17 protein-coding genes are annotated in these 14,304 nt (G+C 71.2%); 7 read left to right on the top strand and 10 right to left on the bottom strand.

Features of this window, described 5'->3' with window-relative positions; genetic code table 11:
• Nucleotides 1–64 precede the first annotated feature (64 nt).
• Genes OG344_RS17800 through clpS form a run of 3 tightly spaced genes read right to left on the bottom strand, consistent with a single transcriptional unit; the run spans nucleotide 65 to nucleotide 1,303 of the window.
• Complete coding sequence (locus OG344_RS17800; protein WP_327044417.1) at nucleotides 65–481, bottom strand: M67 family metallopeptidase; 417 nt, start codon at nucleotides 479–481, stop codon at nucleotides 65–67.
• Nucleotides 482–491: 10 nt separating this feature from the next.
• Nucleotides 492–1,019, bottom strand: coding sequence for a DUF2017 domain-containing protein (locus tag OG344_RS17795; RefSeq protein ID WP_327044416.1), 528 nt, complete (start codon nucleotides 1,017–1,019; stop codon nucleotides 492–494).
• Nucleotides 1,016–1,303, bottom strand: coding sequence for an ATP-dependent Clp protease adapter ClpS (clpS, locus tag OG344_RS17790; RefSeq protein WP_327044415.1), 288 nt, complete (start codon nucleotides 1,301–1,303; stop codon nucleotides 1,016–1,018). The genes OG344_RS17795 and clpS overlap by 4 nt, the downstream gene beginning before the upstream one ends.
• Before the next feature lie 45 nt (nucleotides 1,304–1,348).
• On the opposite strand from clpS, the gene OG344_RS17785 reads away from it, so the two are divergent.
• The 6 genes from OG344_RS17785 to OG344_RS17760 all read left to right on the top strand — a co-directional run bounded on the left by OG344_RS17785 (nucleotide 1,349) and on the right by OG344_RS17760 (nucleotide 5,733).
• Nucleotides 1,349–2,626: a nicotinate phosphoribosyltransferase gene (locus OG344_RS17785; RefSeq protein WP_405089112.1), complete on the top strand. Its 1,278-nt coding sequence runs from the start codon at nucleotides 1,349–1,351 to the stop codon at nucleotides 2,624–2,626.
• A gap of 62 nt (nucleotides 2,627–2,688) precedes the next feature.
• The gene (locus OG344_RS17780; RefSeq protein ID WP_405084073.1) at nucleotides 2,689–3,261 is read left to right on the top strand and encodes a nicotinamidase; all 573 of its coding nucleotides are present in this window, start codon (nucleotides 2,689–2,691) and stop codon (nucleotides 3,259–3,261) included.
• A 140-nt stretch (nucleotides 3,262–3,401) separates the two neighbouring features.
• The gene (locus tag OG344_RS17775) at nucleotides 3,402–3,815 is read left to right on the top strand and encodes a hypothetical protein (RefSeq protein WP_405084072.1); all 414 of its coding nucleotides are present in this window, start codon (nucleotides 3,402–3,404) and stop codon (nucleotides 3,813–3,815) included.
• The gene (locus OG344_RS17770) at nucleotides 3,812–4,003 is read left to right on the top strand and encodes a hypothetical protein (RefSeq protein ID WP_405084071.1); all 192 of its coding nucleotides are present in this window, start codon (nucleotides 3,812–3,814) and stop codon (nucleotides 4,001–4,003) included. Before OG344_RS17775 ends, OG344_RS17770 begins: the two co-directional genes overlap by 4 nt.
• 110 nt (nucleotides 4,004–4,113) lie before the next feature.
• Nucleotides 4,114–4,812, top strand: a complete 699-nt coding sequence (locus OG344_RS17765; protein ID WP_405084070.1) for a hypothetical protein — start codon at nucleotides 4,114–4,116, stop codon at nucleotides 4,810–4,812.
• A 246-nt stretch (nucleotides 4,813–5,058) separates the two neighbouring features.
• The gene (locus OG344_RS17760; protein ID WP_405084069.1) at nucleotides 5,059–5,733 is read left to right on the top strand and encodes a hypothetical protein; all 675 of its coding nucleotides are present in this window, start codon (nucleotides 5,059–5,061) and stop codon (nucleotides 5,731–5,733) included.
• A 57-nt stretch (nucleotides 5,734–5,790) separates the two neighbouring features.
• Here OG344_RS17760 and OG344_RS17755 read toward each other — a convergent pair whose 3' ends face one another.
• The 6 genes from OG344_RS17755 to OG344_RS17730 all read right to left on the bottom strand — a co-directional run bounded on the left by OG344_RS17755 (nucleotide 5,791) and on the right by OG344_RS17730 (nucleotide 11,862).
• Complete coding sequence (locus OG344_RS17755; RefSeq protein ID WP_405084068.1) at nucleotides 5,791–7,545, bottom strand: DEAD/DEAH box helicase; 1,755 nt, start codon at nucleotides 7,543–7,545, stop codon at nucleotides 5,791–5,793.
• A 334-nt stretch (nucleotides 7,546–7,879) separates the two neighbouring features.
• Nucleotides 7,880–8,407, bottom strand: coding sequence for a hypothetical protein (locus OG344_RS17750; protein WP_405084067.1), 528 nt, complete (start codon nucleotides 8,405–8,407; stop codon nucleotides 7,880–7,882).
• Between the two features lie 460 nt (nucleotides 8,408–8,867).
• Complete coding sequence (locus OG344_RS17745) at nucleotides 8,868–9,767, bottom strand: hypothetical protein (RefSeq protein WP_405084066.1); 900 nt, start codon at nucleotides 9,765–9,767, stop codon at nucleotides 8,868–8,870.
• Nucleotides 9,768–9,899: 132 nt separating this feature from the next.
• Nucleotides 9,900–11,102: a M43 family zinc metalloprotease gene (locus OG344_RS17740; protein ID WP_405084065.1), complete on the bottom strand. Its 1,203-nt coding sequence runs from the start codon at nucleotides 11,100–11,102 to the stop codon at nucleotides 9,900–9,902.
• Nucleotides 11,103–11,173: 71 nt separating this feature from the next.
• A complete protein-coding gene (locus tag OG344_RS17735) occupies nucleotides 11,174–11,425 on the bottom strand; it encodes a DUF3039 domain-containing protein (protein WP_405084064.1) in 252 nt (83 codons plus the stop codon).
• 11 nt (nucleotides 11,426–11,436) lie between these two features.
• Nucleotides 11,437–11,862 carry an MFS transporter gene (locus OG344_RS17730; protein ID WP_327044400.1) on the bottom strand — a complete coding sequence of 142 codons (426 nt, stop codon included), beginning with the start codon at nucleotides 11,860–11,862 and terminating at the stop codon, nucleotides 11,437–11,439.
• Between the two features lie 239 nt (nucleotides 11,863–12,101).
• Between OG344_RS17730 and OG344_RS17725 the strand changes: the two genes are divergently transcribed.
• The gene (locus tag OG344_RS17725; protein WP_405084063.1) at nucleotides 12,102–13,529 is read left to right on the top strand and encodes a cellulase family glycosylhydrolase; all 1,428 of its coding nucleotides are present in this window, start codon (nucleotides 12,102–12,104) and stop codon (nucleotides 13,527–13,529) included.
• Between the two features lie 154 nt (nucleotides 13,530–13,683).
• Here the strand turns inward: OG344_RS17725 and OG344_RS17720 are convergent, their stop codons facing one another.
• Nucleotides 13,684–14,259, bottom strand: coding sequence for a YqgE/AlgH family protein (locus tag OG344_RS17720; protein WP_327044398.1), 576 nt, complete (start codon nucleotides 14,257–14,259; stop codon nucleotides 13,684–13,686).
• Nucleotides 14,260–14,304: the final 45 nt, after the last annotated feature.

Here is a 14,304-nt window from a genome sequence, read left to right as displayed (position 1 = left end):
CCCGGCGCATCAGGACAGCCGGTGACGACACAGGACGGGCGTCATCGTAGGGCATGGGTCAAGTTTAACCGTACGCCTCGACGATCTTTACGTCCTCCTCCGTAACGACGCCGTCATCGATCCGGAACGACCGGAACGGCGTCTCCTCCTCGGAGGCGGTCGAGACCAGCACATAGTGGGCGTCGGGCTCGGAGGCGTACCGGATGTCCGTGCGGGAGGGGTACGCCTCGGTGGCGGTGTGGGAGTGGTAGATCACGACGGGCGTCTCGTCCCTGTCGTCCATCTCCCGCCACACGCGGAACTGCTCCATGGAGTCGAAGCGGTAGAACGTCGGGGACCGCTCGGCGTTCTCCATGGGGACGAAGCGCTCGGGACGGTCCGATCCGGCGGGCCCGGCCACGATGCCGCACGCCTCGTCCGGGTGATCGGCCCGCGCGTGGGCCACGATCTTGTCCACCAGCTCGCGTGAGATCGTCAACATGTCGGAAAACCTACCAAAGCGCCCTGACGAGGGTGTCCTGCAGGTAGGTCAGCCAGTCGTAGATCACGAACACGGGATACCGCGGGTCGTCCTCGGACATCGAGGAGATCTCCTCGTGGACCTCCTCGGTCACCTCCAGCCGCACGCCCAGCCCGAGGCGGACGTCGTTGAGCGCCCGCAGCCACGCCTGCCCCTGCTCCGCGGTCAGCGTCAGCCGCCCCGGCGCCGCCGTCTCCAGCACGGTGGTCGCGTCGGCCCGCTTGCCGTCCCGCAGCGTCGCCTCCGTGTACCGCCGGAACTCCCCCGCCGCCTCGTCGTCCTCGGCGTACGCGGCGGGGAACAGCCGCGCGAGCACGGGGTCGTCCGGCGGGGTGGCCGAGCCGATGCCGAGCGCGCGCTCCAGCGGGTCGTCCCCCGTGGCGCCCGGCTCCACCAGGCCCAGCACCTGTGACACCAGCGAGCGCAGGATCGACACCTCGCCCGCGTCGAGGTGGACCGAGACGCCGTCGCGCGCCGCCCTGAATCCCGCGCTCATCATCGGTCCTGCTGGACGGTCGCCCACAGGCCGTAGGAGTGGAGTATCTGCACGTCCCGCTCCATCTCCTCCCGGGTGCCGCTGGACACGACGGCCCTGCCCCGGTGATGCACGTCCATCATGAGCTTCTCGGCCTTCTGCCGGGGATAGCCGAACACGGTCTGGAAGACGTATGTGACGTACGACATGAGGTTGACCGGATCGTTCCACACGATCGTGAGCCACGGCAGATCGGGGCGCACGTCCGACGACGGACGCTCGACCTCGGCTGGAGCTGTGCTACCCACGTAACCATCCTGCACCACGACCGTCGTACTCTTCGACACGTGCGCATGACCACGGGCACGGCCCTGCTGACCGATCAGTACGAACTGACGATGCTCCAGGCCGCGCTGGCGGGCGGCGCGGCGCACCGGCGGGCGGTCTTCGAGGTGTTCGCCCGGCGGCTGCCCGGAGGACGGCGCTACGGCGTGGTGGCCGGCTCCGGGCGGTTCCTCGACGCGCTGGAGGACTTCCGCTTCGACGAGCAGGACATCGAGTTCCTGTGCTCCGCCGGGATCGTGGACGGGCCGACGGGCGACTTCCTCGCCGGCTACCGCTTCTCCGGCAACGTGTACGGCTACCGCGAGGGCGAGGCGTTCTTCCCCGGCTCCCCGATCATGGTGGTGGAGGGGACCTTCGCCGAGGCGGTGCTGCTGGAGACGCTGATCCTGTCGATCCTCAACCACGACTGCGCGATCGCCGCCGCCGCGTCCCGCATGGCGCAGGCCGCCGGCGGCCGGCCGCTGATCGAGATGGGCTCGCGCCGCACCCACGAGTACGCCGCGGTCGCCGCCGCCAGGGCCGCCTACCTGTGCGGCTTCGCCTCCACCTCCAACCTCATGGCCGGTCACCTGTACGGCGTGCCGACCGCGGGCACCGCCGCCCACGCGTTCACCCTGCTGCACGACTCGGAGGCGGAGGCCTTCCGGATCCAGATCGAGTCCCTCGGGCTCGGCACCACCCTGCTCGTGGACACCTACGACGTGGAGAGGGCCGTACGGACGGCGGTGGAGCTGGCCGGGCCGGACCTCGGCGCGGTCCGCATCGACTCCGGCGACCTCGCCGTGGTGGCCGTCGAGGTGCGCCGCCTGCTCGACGCCCTGGGCGCGGACCGGACCCGGATCGTCGTCACCAGCGACCTGGACGAGTTCGCGATCGCCGCGCTGGCGGCGGCGCCCGTCGACGCGTACGGCGTCGGCACCGCCCTGTCCACGGGCTCGGGTCATCCGACGGCCAGCCTCGTCTACAAGCTGGTCGCCCGCGAGGACGGCTCGGGAGGCCTCCGGCCGGTCGCCAAGGCGTCGGTGGGCAAGCCGAGCGTCGGCGGGCGCAAGTGGGCCTACCGGAGGACCGGCGGCGGCGCCGCCACCGCCGAGGTCGTCACCCGCGAGCCGGTGGAGTCCGGCGACCGCCCGCTACTGGCCGAACTCGTCCGGGACGGCAAGGTCGTGGGCCGGGAGAGCCTCCTGACCGCCCGCGAGCGCCATCGGGCGACTTTGGCGGAGTTGCCACTCGAAGCCCGCAGCCTCTCCCCCGGAGACCCCGCAGTCCCTACTATCTTCAAGTGATCGCGGGGGACCGGCGCATGAGGACGACGCCGGTCCTCCGTGATCGCCCGGAGGGTGATCCGATGAAGACCGCGCTCATCGTGGTGGACGTGCAGAACGACTTCTGCGAGGGCGGCAGCCTGCCGGTCGGCGGCGGCGCCGGGGTGGCCGCCGCGATCAGCCGCCACATCGACGACCACGGGTACGACCACGTGGTGGCCACCCGCGACTACCACGTCGACCCCGGACCGCACTTCGCCGCCGAGCCCGACTACGTCGGCACCTGGCCGCCGCACTGCGTGGCCGGGACTTCGGGGGCGGCCTTCCATCCGGCCTTCGACACGGCGAAGGTCGAGGAGATCTTCAGCAAGGGCGCGCGGCAGGCGGCCTACAGCGGGTTCGAGGGCGCCACCGCCGACGGCGTCGGGCTGGCCGGCTGGCTGCGCGAGCGGGGGGTGGAGGCCGTCGACGTGGTCGGCATCGCCACCGACCACTGCGTCCGGGCCACCGCCCTCGACGCCGCGGTCGCCGGCTTCGCCGTACGGGTCCTGCTGGACCTGACCGCCGGGGTCGCCAGGGAGACGACCGAGTCGGCGCTCGCCCGGCTGGCCGAGGCCGGTGTGGAACTCACCGGGGAGCCCGTCCTCCTGTCCTGATCCGCACGACGCCCCTTCCGGCCGTACGACCCGCCCCGGGGAGACATCCGTGTGCCCGAGGCGTCGCCCCAGCGGGGGCGGCGTAATATTTCGGTGACATAAAAAGGGCGGTCACGATCGTCCAGCAGGGCGTCTGGCACATGTCCAAGGAGTCGATGCCGCTGGCGGCGGGCTACCTCGCGGCCATGGTGCGGAGCGACCCGGAACTCTCGGCGCGGAGCCGGATCGAGATCGTCAACTATCCGGGTGCGACCAGTCCGTGGGAGATGGCGACACGGCTTCTCAGCGGTGCCGTGCCGGACGTCCTGGCCTTCTTGGTGCTGGGCTGGGACGTCCGCCAGTTCGGCGCGCTGGCGGAGACCTTCAAGCAGGTGAACCCGAAAGGGACCGTGGTCTTCGGCGGCAACCACGTGTCGAACCAGGCGGAACGCGCGTCCTCGCCGCGGGCGGCGCCACGCACTCCTACGGCCTCGCCGGGATCGGCGCGGCCCCCTCCCTCAGCTCCGGTTTCTCCCTCCTGGGCCGCCGGACCGCGGGCGCTTCGGAAGGGATGAGCTGGGCCTCGTCGGGGATGGGCGCGGGCACCACCGTCGGTGGGTTCAGCGGGGGCTGGCTGGCGGACCGGACGGGCAGCGGGGCGGCCTTCTGGCTGTGCGTGGTCTTCGGCGCGGCGGCCCTGACGATCGCCTGGCGGGCCACGTCGGGGAGTGACGCGGGCCCGGCCGCCCAGCCGCCGGCCTGACCGGGGCTCTGCCGCCTCCCGGTGTGGCGTGCCCCCACGTCAACAGTCTCACCCCGTAGCGTCATTGAGGTATCACGTGGAGTGACGACCCTTCGTGGATTGGCGGCCTGATGTTCGCGTTCTCGCTCGGCCTGTGCTGGCTCGTCCTCACCCCGGTCTGCGTCTGGCTGCTCTTCCGCCGCGGCCACCGGGGGCCGCTTCGCGCCGCGGGCGCGGTGACCCTGGTCACGCTGCAGGCGGCCACGATCGCCTTTGGGTTCGCCCAGAGGCACGGGGCCGTGCCCGCACAGACGGTCGCCGTACGGGACCCCGGCGCCCCCGCACCCGAGGGACGCGCGCCGGCCGTACCCGGGCGGGACGAACAGGACGGGCAGAGCGGGCAGGACAGGCAGAGCGGGCAGGACGCACCGGACGCCCCGGGAGGCCCCGCCCCCTCGCCGGTGTCACCTCCGCCCGCGGCGAGTGGCGAGCCCGCCTGCGACCAGCGCGTCGCCACCCCCGACGCCGTACGACTCTCGTTCCGCGGTCGGGCCCTGCACGGCCTCACCGTCTACTGGCCCGCCACCACCGGACAGTGCGACACCGCGACGGTGGCGGTGCACCAGGCCGGGCGCCGGTTGCGCATCTGGGTGCAGGAGGGCGCGGAGGGCGGGCGCCAGGAGGGAACGCATCACGTTCCGATCCGCGTGGAGGGGGGCGTCGCCTCCTTCAGTCTCCGGCTGGGCCCGGCCACCCGGCAGCATCGCCGCTACGTCGCCATCGACGGCCACACCGGCGACCGAATTCCCCTTCGGTCGCCCATGTCATAGTGAATGGCGATTCGCACTCGTCAGCTTTCCGGTGCCGGTGGAAAAAACACACGTGCCGCCCCCGACTCCGGTGGCCATTCATCCACCGGTATGGACAATCCCTATCCTGCCGGGTACGCGCCGCGAATTTCCTGAATCCTCGCCCTCCCATGAAGGTTCGAACCTGATAGCAATGTCCTCCGCGCACCCCGCCTTCGCAGCGCGCCCCGGCTGCGCTGCCCTACAGTTGGAGGACGCCCTATGGCCATGGCAATGCCCACCCTCAGACACCGCGTCAAGCGCTTGGAGATTGACTTCATGGAACTCAGCGTCCGTTGCCGCAAGCAGGCGGCAGAGCACGCGTACGACGCGATGCAGATGACTTGGGACAAAATCGATTCGATGAGCGACCGCCTGCTCCGGGTCGAGCAGGTCGCCGCGGAGACGAGAGCGGACGTCGGCCTCCTCAAGCGCCAGATGGGCGTCGTCACCATCCGGCTCGACCGCATCGACGGCGAGATCAGCCGCCTGGACGGCAACATCGAGGCTCTCAACGTCCGGGTCAACCACCTCACCGACCGCGTCGACAGCCTCCACGACCGCGTCGACCACCTCACCGACCGCGTCGACGGCCTCGCCAAACGGGTCGACGGCCTCAACGACCGAGTCGATGGGCTGACCGCACGCGTCGACGCCCTGACCCAGCGCGTCGACGGACTCAACGACCGCGTCGAGCACCTCACCCAGCGCGTCGACGGACTCAACGACCGCGTCGACCACCTCACCCAGCGCGTCGACAGCCTCCACGACCGGATGGACAAGATGGCGGAGTCCAACGCGACGATGTTCGAGGCCGTTCTCCAACGGTTGGACGACCTGTCTGCCCAGGTCCGCATGAACCAGCACGCCTCGGCTTCTGGAGGCGCGCCCAACGGCGGCTGACGGCGTTCCTCGGTTCGCCGTCCTGTCAGGGTCGGCGGACCGAACGCCGGGGTGGGGTCACCTGCGCTGGGTGGCCCATTTGCGGATCATCGCGATCCGCTCACGGACCTGCTCGGCGGTGGCCTGGGCGATCGCGGGCCCGCCGCAGGCCCGACGCAGCTCCCCGTGGATGACGCCGTGCGGCTGGCCGGTGCGGTGGTTCCACGCCCCGACGAGGCCGTTGAGCTCCTTGCGGAGCTCCGCGAGCTGCTCGTGCGGCGCGAGGGCCGGCGCCTGCTCCGCGCTCTTGCGGGTCTTGCGCATCGCCGCCTGCTGGTCGGCCTGACGCTTACGCAGCAGGGACGCCACCTGGTCGGGCTCCAGCAGGCCGGGAAGGCCGATGAAGTCCTCCTCCTCCGGTGAGCCGGGGGCGGCGGCGGTGCCGAACTCGCCACCGTCGAACAGCACCCGGTCGAAGGTCGCGGACGCCTCCAGCGTCTGGAAGGGTAGCTCGTCGCCGAGCGCGTCGGGCTGCTTCTTCTCCTGCTGCGCCTGCTCCAGCAGCATGTCGTCGAGGCCGTCCTCGTCGCGGCGGCGGCCCAGCACGTGGTCACGCTCGGTCTCCATCTCGTTCGCCAGGCCCATCAGGACGGGCACCGACGGCAGGAACACCGAGGCCATCTCGCCGCGCTTGCGGGCGCGGACGAAACGCCCGACGGCCTGGGCGAAGAACAGCGGGGTGGAGGTGCTCGTGGCGTAGACGCCGACGCACAGCCGGGGGATGTCGACGCCCTCGGAGACCATCCGTACCGCGACCAGCCATCGCCGCTCGGAGGTGGCGAAGTCCTTGATCTTGTTGGACGCGCCGGGGTCGTCGGAGAGGACGACCTCCGCACCCTCGCCGGTCACGGCGCGGATGTGCCGGGCGTACGCGCGGGCGGACTCGTGGTCGGAGGCGATGACCAGCCCGCCGGCGTCGGGGACGCCGCGCCGGACCTCGGTGAGCCGGCGGTCGGCGGCGTGGATGACGTGGCGGATCCAGTCGCCCTTCGGGTCGAGCGCGGCGCGCCACGCCTGGGAGAGCTGGTCCTTCGTCAGCGGCGTGCCGAGCGTGGCGGCGATCTCGTCCCCGGCCCGCGTGCGCCACTTCATCTCCCCCGAGTAGGCGAGGAAGATGACCGGCCGGACGACGCCGTCGCCCAGGGCCGGGCCGTACCCGTAGGAGTAGTCGGCGACGCTGCGCAGGGCGCCCTCCCCGTCCTCCACATAGGTGACGAACGGGATCGGGCTCTCGTCGGACCGGAACGGCGTGCCGGTCAGCGCCAGCCGCCGGGTCGCCGGCTCGAACGCCTCACGGACACCGTCGCCCCACGACTTGGCGTCGCCGGCGTGGTGGATCTCGTCGAAGATCACCAGGGTCTTGCGCGCCTCGGTGCGGGCGCGGTGCAGCGCCGGGTGCATCGCGATCTGGGCGTAGGTGACCGCGACGCCGGTGTAGTCGCGGGAGGTCGCGCCCTGGCTGTTCTTGAACTCGGGGTCGATGCCGATCCCGACCCGCGCCGCCGCGTCGGCCCACTGCCGCTTGAGGTGCTCGGTCGGCGTGACGATCGTCAGCGCGCGCACGACGCCGCGGCTGAGCAGTTCGCTGGCGATGCGCAGCGCGTACGTCGTCTTGCCGGCGCCGGGGGTGGCGACGGTCAGAAAGTCTCTCGGCTCGTGCCGGCAGTAGAGGTCGAAGGCCTCCTGCTGCCAGGCACGCAGCTTGGGGGCGGTGCCCCAGGCGGCTCTGTCGGGATAGGACGGGGAGAGGTGGGACGCGGCCGAAACGCTCAACGACGCCTCCCCGAACTCATCGGAACACTGGTGTCTCTATCGGTTCGCTCCCTCACAGTGCCATCAGAGTAGCCCGCCGCACCGACAGAACGCGCCGACCACACGCATGGTGGTCCGAAATCGCATGGTGTGGGAATCGCCACAGCCACCGATCGGGACGCCGCGGGACGTGGCCCGATCCGTACCCGGCCGGCGCCGCGGACCGGGAGGTCACGGCCACCGTCAGCGTCACGGCGCCGGTCAGGACGGCGGAGATACGAAGAGCGGGTGGCCCGCGGAGCTTTCACGCGTCCGCGGGCCACCCGCCCTGTCGTCTAGCCGGCCTCGCCCGTCGTCACAGACGCGTCGGCGTGGTGCAGTCCGCGGCGGTCAGCGGCAGGGTCGAGGCGCCGCTCGTGCTCGCGACGCTGCAGTCGGAGACGAAGATGCTGCCGTCGGCCTTCCGCACGGTGACCCTGAGCCGCCCCACGGGAATGCCGCTGTTGGTGAGGCTGGTCAGAACGCCGCCGGTTCCCGACAGAGCGGTGCTCGGCGACGGCGCCAGCGTCACGTCGTAGAGGAAGCCCGGGGAGAACACCGAGGTGAGGTCCGCCCAGGCCGTGCCGTCGTGGACGAACACGTGGCCCCTGCGCGCCGACCCAGTGAAGGTCTGCGAGGTGAGCGGCACCACGCCCGTGGGGGCGCCCACCGCCGGCAGCACGCTGAAGGTTGTGATGATGTTGGTCGAGTCGTGGCGCGGAAGGGGAATGAAGCTCTTCTCCCCGCCCTGCGAACTCGTCGCCTCATGCGTGACCGGGGTGGTCTTCGTCGAGGTGGCGCTCGCCGCGATCGAGCCCGACAGCCCCACGGTCGCGCAGGTCACCGCCACCGCGGCGGACCAGGTCAGCAGGCGACCGGCGCCACGCGAACCAGAGGCAGAGCTGCTCTTACGAGAAATCAATTTGATTTCCCCCCATGGTGAGAATTGGTCTTTCCGGGTCACCGCGTTTTCGTGCGATGCGACCTCGAAGATACCCGTCCGGAGAAACGCGGGCAGCGAGCCACTTATCGGATACCGGCAAACAGATGTTACGCCTATCTCAAAGCCGTTCCGGCGATTGTCGCGATTACCCGCATCACATGACGGAACCGCCGACCGAGCACTCGGCCATTCATATACTGATGCGTCCGGGCATAAAGGACGGAGCACTCGGCCGTTTTGACGCCCCGTTTTCCGCTTGAGCCGCTATATCGGGTAGAACGCCGTCAAGAAGCCATTTTCCTGGCATGCCATGTGCCGGTTCCGCCGTACGAAGAAGACCCGGCAGATCGTGCCACGGCCGTCAGCGGGCGCCCCACATGAGGCCCTCGATCTCGGCGCGGGACCGCGGCTGGTCGGGATGCGCGAGCCCGAGCAGGACGGTGCTGCCGCCGTCGGACCGGGTCAGCAGGGTCACCCGCATGAAGGCGGGCTCGTTCACGACGTCGCTGTACTCGGCGCGTACGGCCCGGGTGTGGCCCGGCCGCCCGCCGACGGTCACCGCGCGGTCGTCGAGCACCTCGACCTTGTCGCCGTGCAGCAGCAGACGGGCGTAGAGATCACTCAGGTCGATGACCTCCGAGCGGAGGCCGGGCGGATCGACCGGGTCCCCCGGCCGTGCCATGACCGTGGCGCTGTCCCCGCGCGCGGCGACGGTGGTGAAGCCGCTCACCGGGGCGACCACCCCCTCCCGCCACCCGGGCGGGAGGGTGTAGGCGACTCCGGCCACCTGGTCGTGGATCACGGTCGGCGGCACGCGCTCGGCCCGGTTCAGGACCGTGACCACCACCGCGCCGATGACCGCCGCCGAGCAGGCCAGCGCGAGGCCGCCCACCAGGAGCCGCCACAGCCACCGGGGCATGCGCCGGGGCGGCGTGGCGGGCGCGCCATACCGGCGGGCGGCGGGCGGAAGCTCGTCCTCCTCCTCGGCGGGCGACGTGAGCGGCCACACGGGGGGCTCGGCCGTCACCCGTCCGGGGACCGGCGCGCCGTACGGCGCCGTGCGGTCGCGCCCGACGGCGCCGCGTGACGTGCGGTGCCGGCCGGCGGCGCTCCCGGCGTCCTCCGCGCCCGTGTCCCCGCCCGTTCCCGGCATGCCGTACGGACGCGTGAGGCCCCTGCCGGTGGCCTCACGGCCCGCCTCGCCCGGTCCCGGGGGCTGTTCGGCGGGCGGCCAGACCCGGCGGGTCCACTCGTCATCCACAAAGCCTCCCGGGCGACCTGGCCGGGCGTGCGTGGGACGGAACCGGCGAGCAAGACGAAGCGATCAGGGCCACCCGCGGAGCCCTGTGACCGTGAACGCTGCTGTGGAGTTATTCACACACGCGCCGCCGCGTCAACGCTTCCCGGCCGATTCGTCATAGGGCTGCGCGGCGAGGGCGTCCGTCGTCACCTCCGGGTCGGCGCCCTCCGCGGCCGGTCGGCGGTAGACGTCCCACATCTGCCGGATCCGTACGGCCTGGCCCGGGGTGAACTCGCGCATGCACCGGTCCTGGGAGTAGTCCATGAAGTTGTGCATCGGGTCGTCCCCCGGCGCGGGACAGGTGTCCTTCCGCGGCGGGCAGCCGTTGGTCGGGCGGGCCTCGGCGGGGGTGTCGTCCACCGAGTCGCCCGGGGAGGCGCAGCCGTTCTCGAAGGTGTGCAGCAGGCCGAGCCAGTGGCCGATCTCGTGGACGGCGGTGAACCCCCTGGCGAAGTCGCGCAGCGGGCCGCCGGGCACGCTCCGCCAGTCGATGACCACTCCGTCGAGGCCGGGGTCGTCCTTGTACCAGTAGGGATAGGTGGAGTATCCGAGCACGAGCCGGCTCATCTGGGCGATGAACAGATTGAGCGTCTCGGGGCCGCCGGTCCGCAGTTTCCCCTTCAGCGGCTCCTCGAATCCCAGAGGGTCGCGGAACCAGGCGCGGTTGTCGGTGTGGGTGATGCCCTTGAGCTCGAACCTGACCCCGGTGTCGGCGCCACCGTACCCACCGGAGTACGCGGTGTTGAGCACGGCGATCTGCCTGGCCACGGCGGCGTCGGGCAGGCCGAGCGCGCCGTCCCTGACGATGTGCACCCACACCGGCACGGTGATTCCTTCGACGGCGCCCGGGTCGCGCCGGGCAGCGCCCGCGGCGCCGCTCCCCTCCGCCGCCTGGAGCCTGCGGCCGAGATCGGCCGACATGCGGGCGACCTCGTCCGGCCCGGGATCGCGCGGCTCCAGCGCGTGCGTGAGCCCCAGGGGAAGCGCGGCTCCCGAGCCCCGGCGCCGGGCGACGCCGGGCCGGGCCGGGCAGTCACCCGGCCGGGCGGCAGTCACCCGGGCCGCAGTCACACGGGCGGCGGGCACCCGGGCAGCGGGCACCCGGGCGGTCGACGTACGGGCAGTGGACGGCCCACGCGTCGTGGTCGCGGCGTGGCGGGCCGGCGGGAGGCCCGTGACCGGCCCTCTCGTCCCCGCGGGACGGGAGGGCGGAGAGACGGCGGACGCCGGGACGGCGAGGACGCCGCCCAGCGCGCAGAGGCATGCGAGGACGACGGCGATGGGTCGCCGAACCATTCTTTCCCCCGATACGGCTGGTCAGAAGGCTGACGTTAGCCGTCGGGGGAATGGTCATCCCGCACCGACACTCACTCGCCCGGCTGCTCGCCCTTCGGCAGCCCTTCGTAGATCTCCTTGCACTCCGGGCAGACCGGATACTTCTTCGGGTCGCGGCTGGGCACCCAGACCTTGCCGCACAGGGCTCGCACCGGCGCACCGGTCACGTAGCTCTCAGTGATCTTGTTCTTGTCGGCGAAGTGCGAGAAGCGCTCGTGGTCACCGTCGCCGTGCGAGAGCCGGGGTGTGACGTCGCTCTCGGGAAGAATCTTTGTGCCGCTCACGAGCACCAAGTCTATTGCAGCGGGCGCGTTCCCCTCGGTGCGCGAATCGGCACGTCGGCCACCCTGGCGGACACGATCGCGCCGAGGATGGCGGTGCCGAGCGCGCCGCCGACCTGCATGGCGGAGTTCTGCACGCCGCCCGCGACGCCGCTCAGCTCCTCCGGCGCGTTGCCGACGATGATCTCGGTGGCGCCGACGAACACCGGCGACAGGCCGAACGCGAGCAGCACGAACGGGATCGCGGTGTCGGCGAAGGCGGCGTCCACGCCGAGCCGCGACACGAGGAACATCGCGACCGCGCTGATCACCATGCCGCCCGCGATGGTGATCTTGGGGCCGAGCCTGCCGATGAGGACGCCCGCGATGGGCGAGGCGACGATCATGCCGGCGCTCATGGGCCTCATGGCCTCCTGGGGCAGCCGCGCGGATTCGGGCACGCCGCGACCCTACCGGCGGCCGTGCGACCGGTGAACGTTTCATCGGGTCGCGGAGGCCCAGGTGAGGGGTGGCGGGGAGCGATCGCGCTGGTCCGGCGGCCCATCCTGCCGAACCGGTTCAGTCCAGGTGGATCCGCTCGGCGGTCCCGCCGGGCCGTCTCCTGTACGGTGCCCGGCCGCGCCGCCTAGGGTGCCGGAGGCGCTCCCAACGGCGTCGCTCCCCCCACCCGAGGTACAGAATGAAAACACGTCTCATCGCCGTGGGCGCGGCACTGCTCGCCCTCCTGCTGTCGGTGGTCGCGATGAACCAGACCGCGCAGGCCGCGACCGGCCTCCACGTCAGCGGCACGAAAATCGTCGAGGCCAACGGGAACAACTTCGTGATGCGCGGCACCAGCCACGCGCACACCTGGTACGCGAGCCAGACGAGCTCGTTCACGAACATCAAGTCGCTGGGCGCGAACACCGTGCGCGTCGTGCTGAGCGGCGGCCGCTGGACGGCCAACTCGGCGAGCGACGTCGCCAACGTCATCTCGCTGTGCAAGCAGAACCGGTTAATCTGCGTGCTGGAGAACCACGACACCACCGGGTACGCCGAGCAGGGCGGGGCGTACACGCTCGACCAGGCCGTCGACTACTGGGTCGGCCTGAAGAGTGTGCTGACCGGCCAGGAGAACTACGTCGTCATCAACATCGGCAACGAGCCGTACGGCAACAACAACCCGTCCGCCTGGACCAGCGCCACCAAGAACGCGATCGTCCGGATGCGCGCCGCCGGCTTCCAGCACCTGCTCATGGTGGACGCGCCGAACTGGGGCCAGGACTGGCAGTTCGTCATGCGTGACAACGCCGCCTCGGTCTTCGCGAGCGACACCCAGAAGAACACCGTCTTCTCGATCCACATGTACGGCGTCTTCGACACCGCGCCCGAGATCACGAGCTATCTGCAGGCGTTCCAGACAGCGGGCCTTCCGCTCGTCATCGGCGAGTTCGGCAACATGCACTCGGACGGCGACCCGGACGAGGACACGATCATGTCCCAGGCCCAGTCGCGGGGCGTCGGCTACCTCGGCTGGTCGTGGAGCGGCAACGGCGGCGGCGTCGAGTACCTGGACCAGGTCACGAACTTCAACGTCAATCAGCTCACCTCCTGGGGCCAGCGGCTGTTCAACGGCGCGAACGGCATCAAGCCGACCGCCAAGGAGGCCACGATCTACAGCGGCCAGCCGTCGGTGAGCCCGTCGGCCAGCCCGTCCGGCTCGCCCAGCACGTCGCCGAGCCCGTCGCCCAGCGCGTCTCCGAGCCCGCCCCGCAGCCCGTCCGCGTCCCCCAGTGCATCGCCCAGTGCGTCGCCCAGCGGCAACGGCCGGGGCTGCTCGGCGACATACCAGGTCACGAACCAGTGGGGCGGCGGCTTCCAGGCCGAGGTCACCGTCAAGGCCGGGTCCGGCGCGATCTCCGGCTGGACCGTCACCTGGACGTACGCCAACGGCCAGACGGTCACCCAGGCGTGGAACGCCACGGTGACGTCGAGCGGCTCGTCGGTCACGGCGAAGAACGTGAGCTACAACGGCGGCCTCGGCGCCGGAGCGTCGACGTCGTTCGGCTTCCTCGGCTCCTGGAACGGCGCCAACCCGGTGCCCGCGGTGACCTGCACCGCGAGCTGAGAGACCGTGAGCCGAGAAGCCGCGAGCTGAGAGACCGCGAGCTGAGACACGGCGACCCCAAGCGATCACCCGAACGATCGTTCACGGCCGGGCGCGCTCACCGCGCCCGGCCTCCGCCGTACGGGCCGTGCGGGTCGCGAGGGAAGGCCGGTGCTCAGTTCAGCATCGGGTCGTCCGGGAACGTGGCGACCAGGGCGAGATCGCCCTTCTGCCGGCGCAGCACGGTGCGCCACAACGCGGAGGGGTCGGGGTCGAAGGTGTCCCCCTGCTCCGAGTCGACGACGTACCAGGCGCCCTCCTTCAGCTCGTTCTCCAGCTGCCCCGCCGTCCAGCCCGCGTAGCCCGCGAAGATCCGCATCTGCGAGATCTCCCCCGCCAGGATCTCCGGGGGCGCGTCGAGGTCCACCGTGCCGAGGCGCGACACCGCGGCCCTGCCCTGCAGCCGGCGCCAGCCCAGCGGCTCCTCGCCGCTCAGCACGACGGCGAGCGCGAGCGCGCTGTCCGTCTGCACCGGGCCTCCCTCGAACAGCACCGGAGGACCGGTGACCAGAGGGTCCCACGAGGGCAGGACCTGGGTCACCGCGATCTCGCTGGGCCGGTTGAGCACCACGCCCAGGGTGCCGCCGTCATCGTCGTGCTCCAAGACGAGCACGACGCTACGCCGGAAGTTGGGGTCGTCGAGCAGTGGCGTCGCTACAAGCAACCCGCCGACGTAGATCGCCTCCGCCATACATCCCATCATGAGGGAGGAATGCGAATTCGTGTACGTCGCCCC

The organism is Microbispora sp. NBC_01389 (genome assembly GCF_045040095.1).
In the GTDB taxonomy this organism is placed as follows: Bacteria; Actinomycetota; Actinomycetes; order Streptosporangiales; family Streptosporangiaceae; genus Microbispora.
Note: the sequence above shows the minus strand (reverse complement) of the source record. Positions and strands in the feature narration are given on the sequence as shown.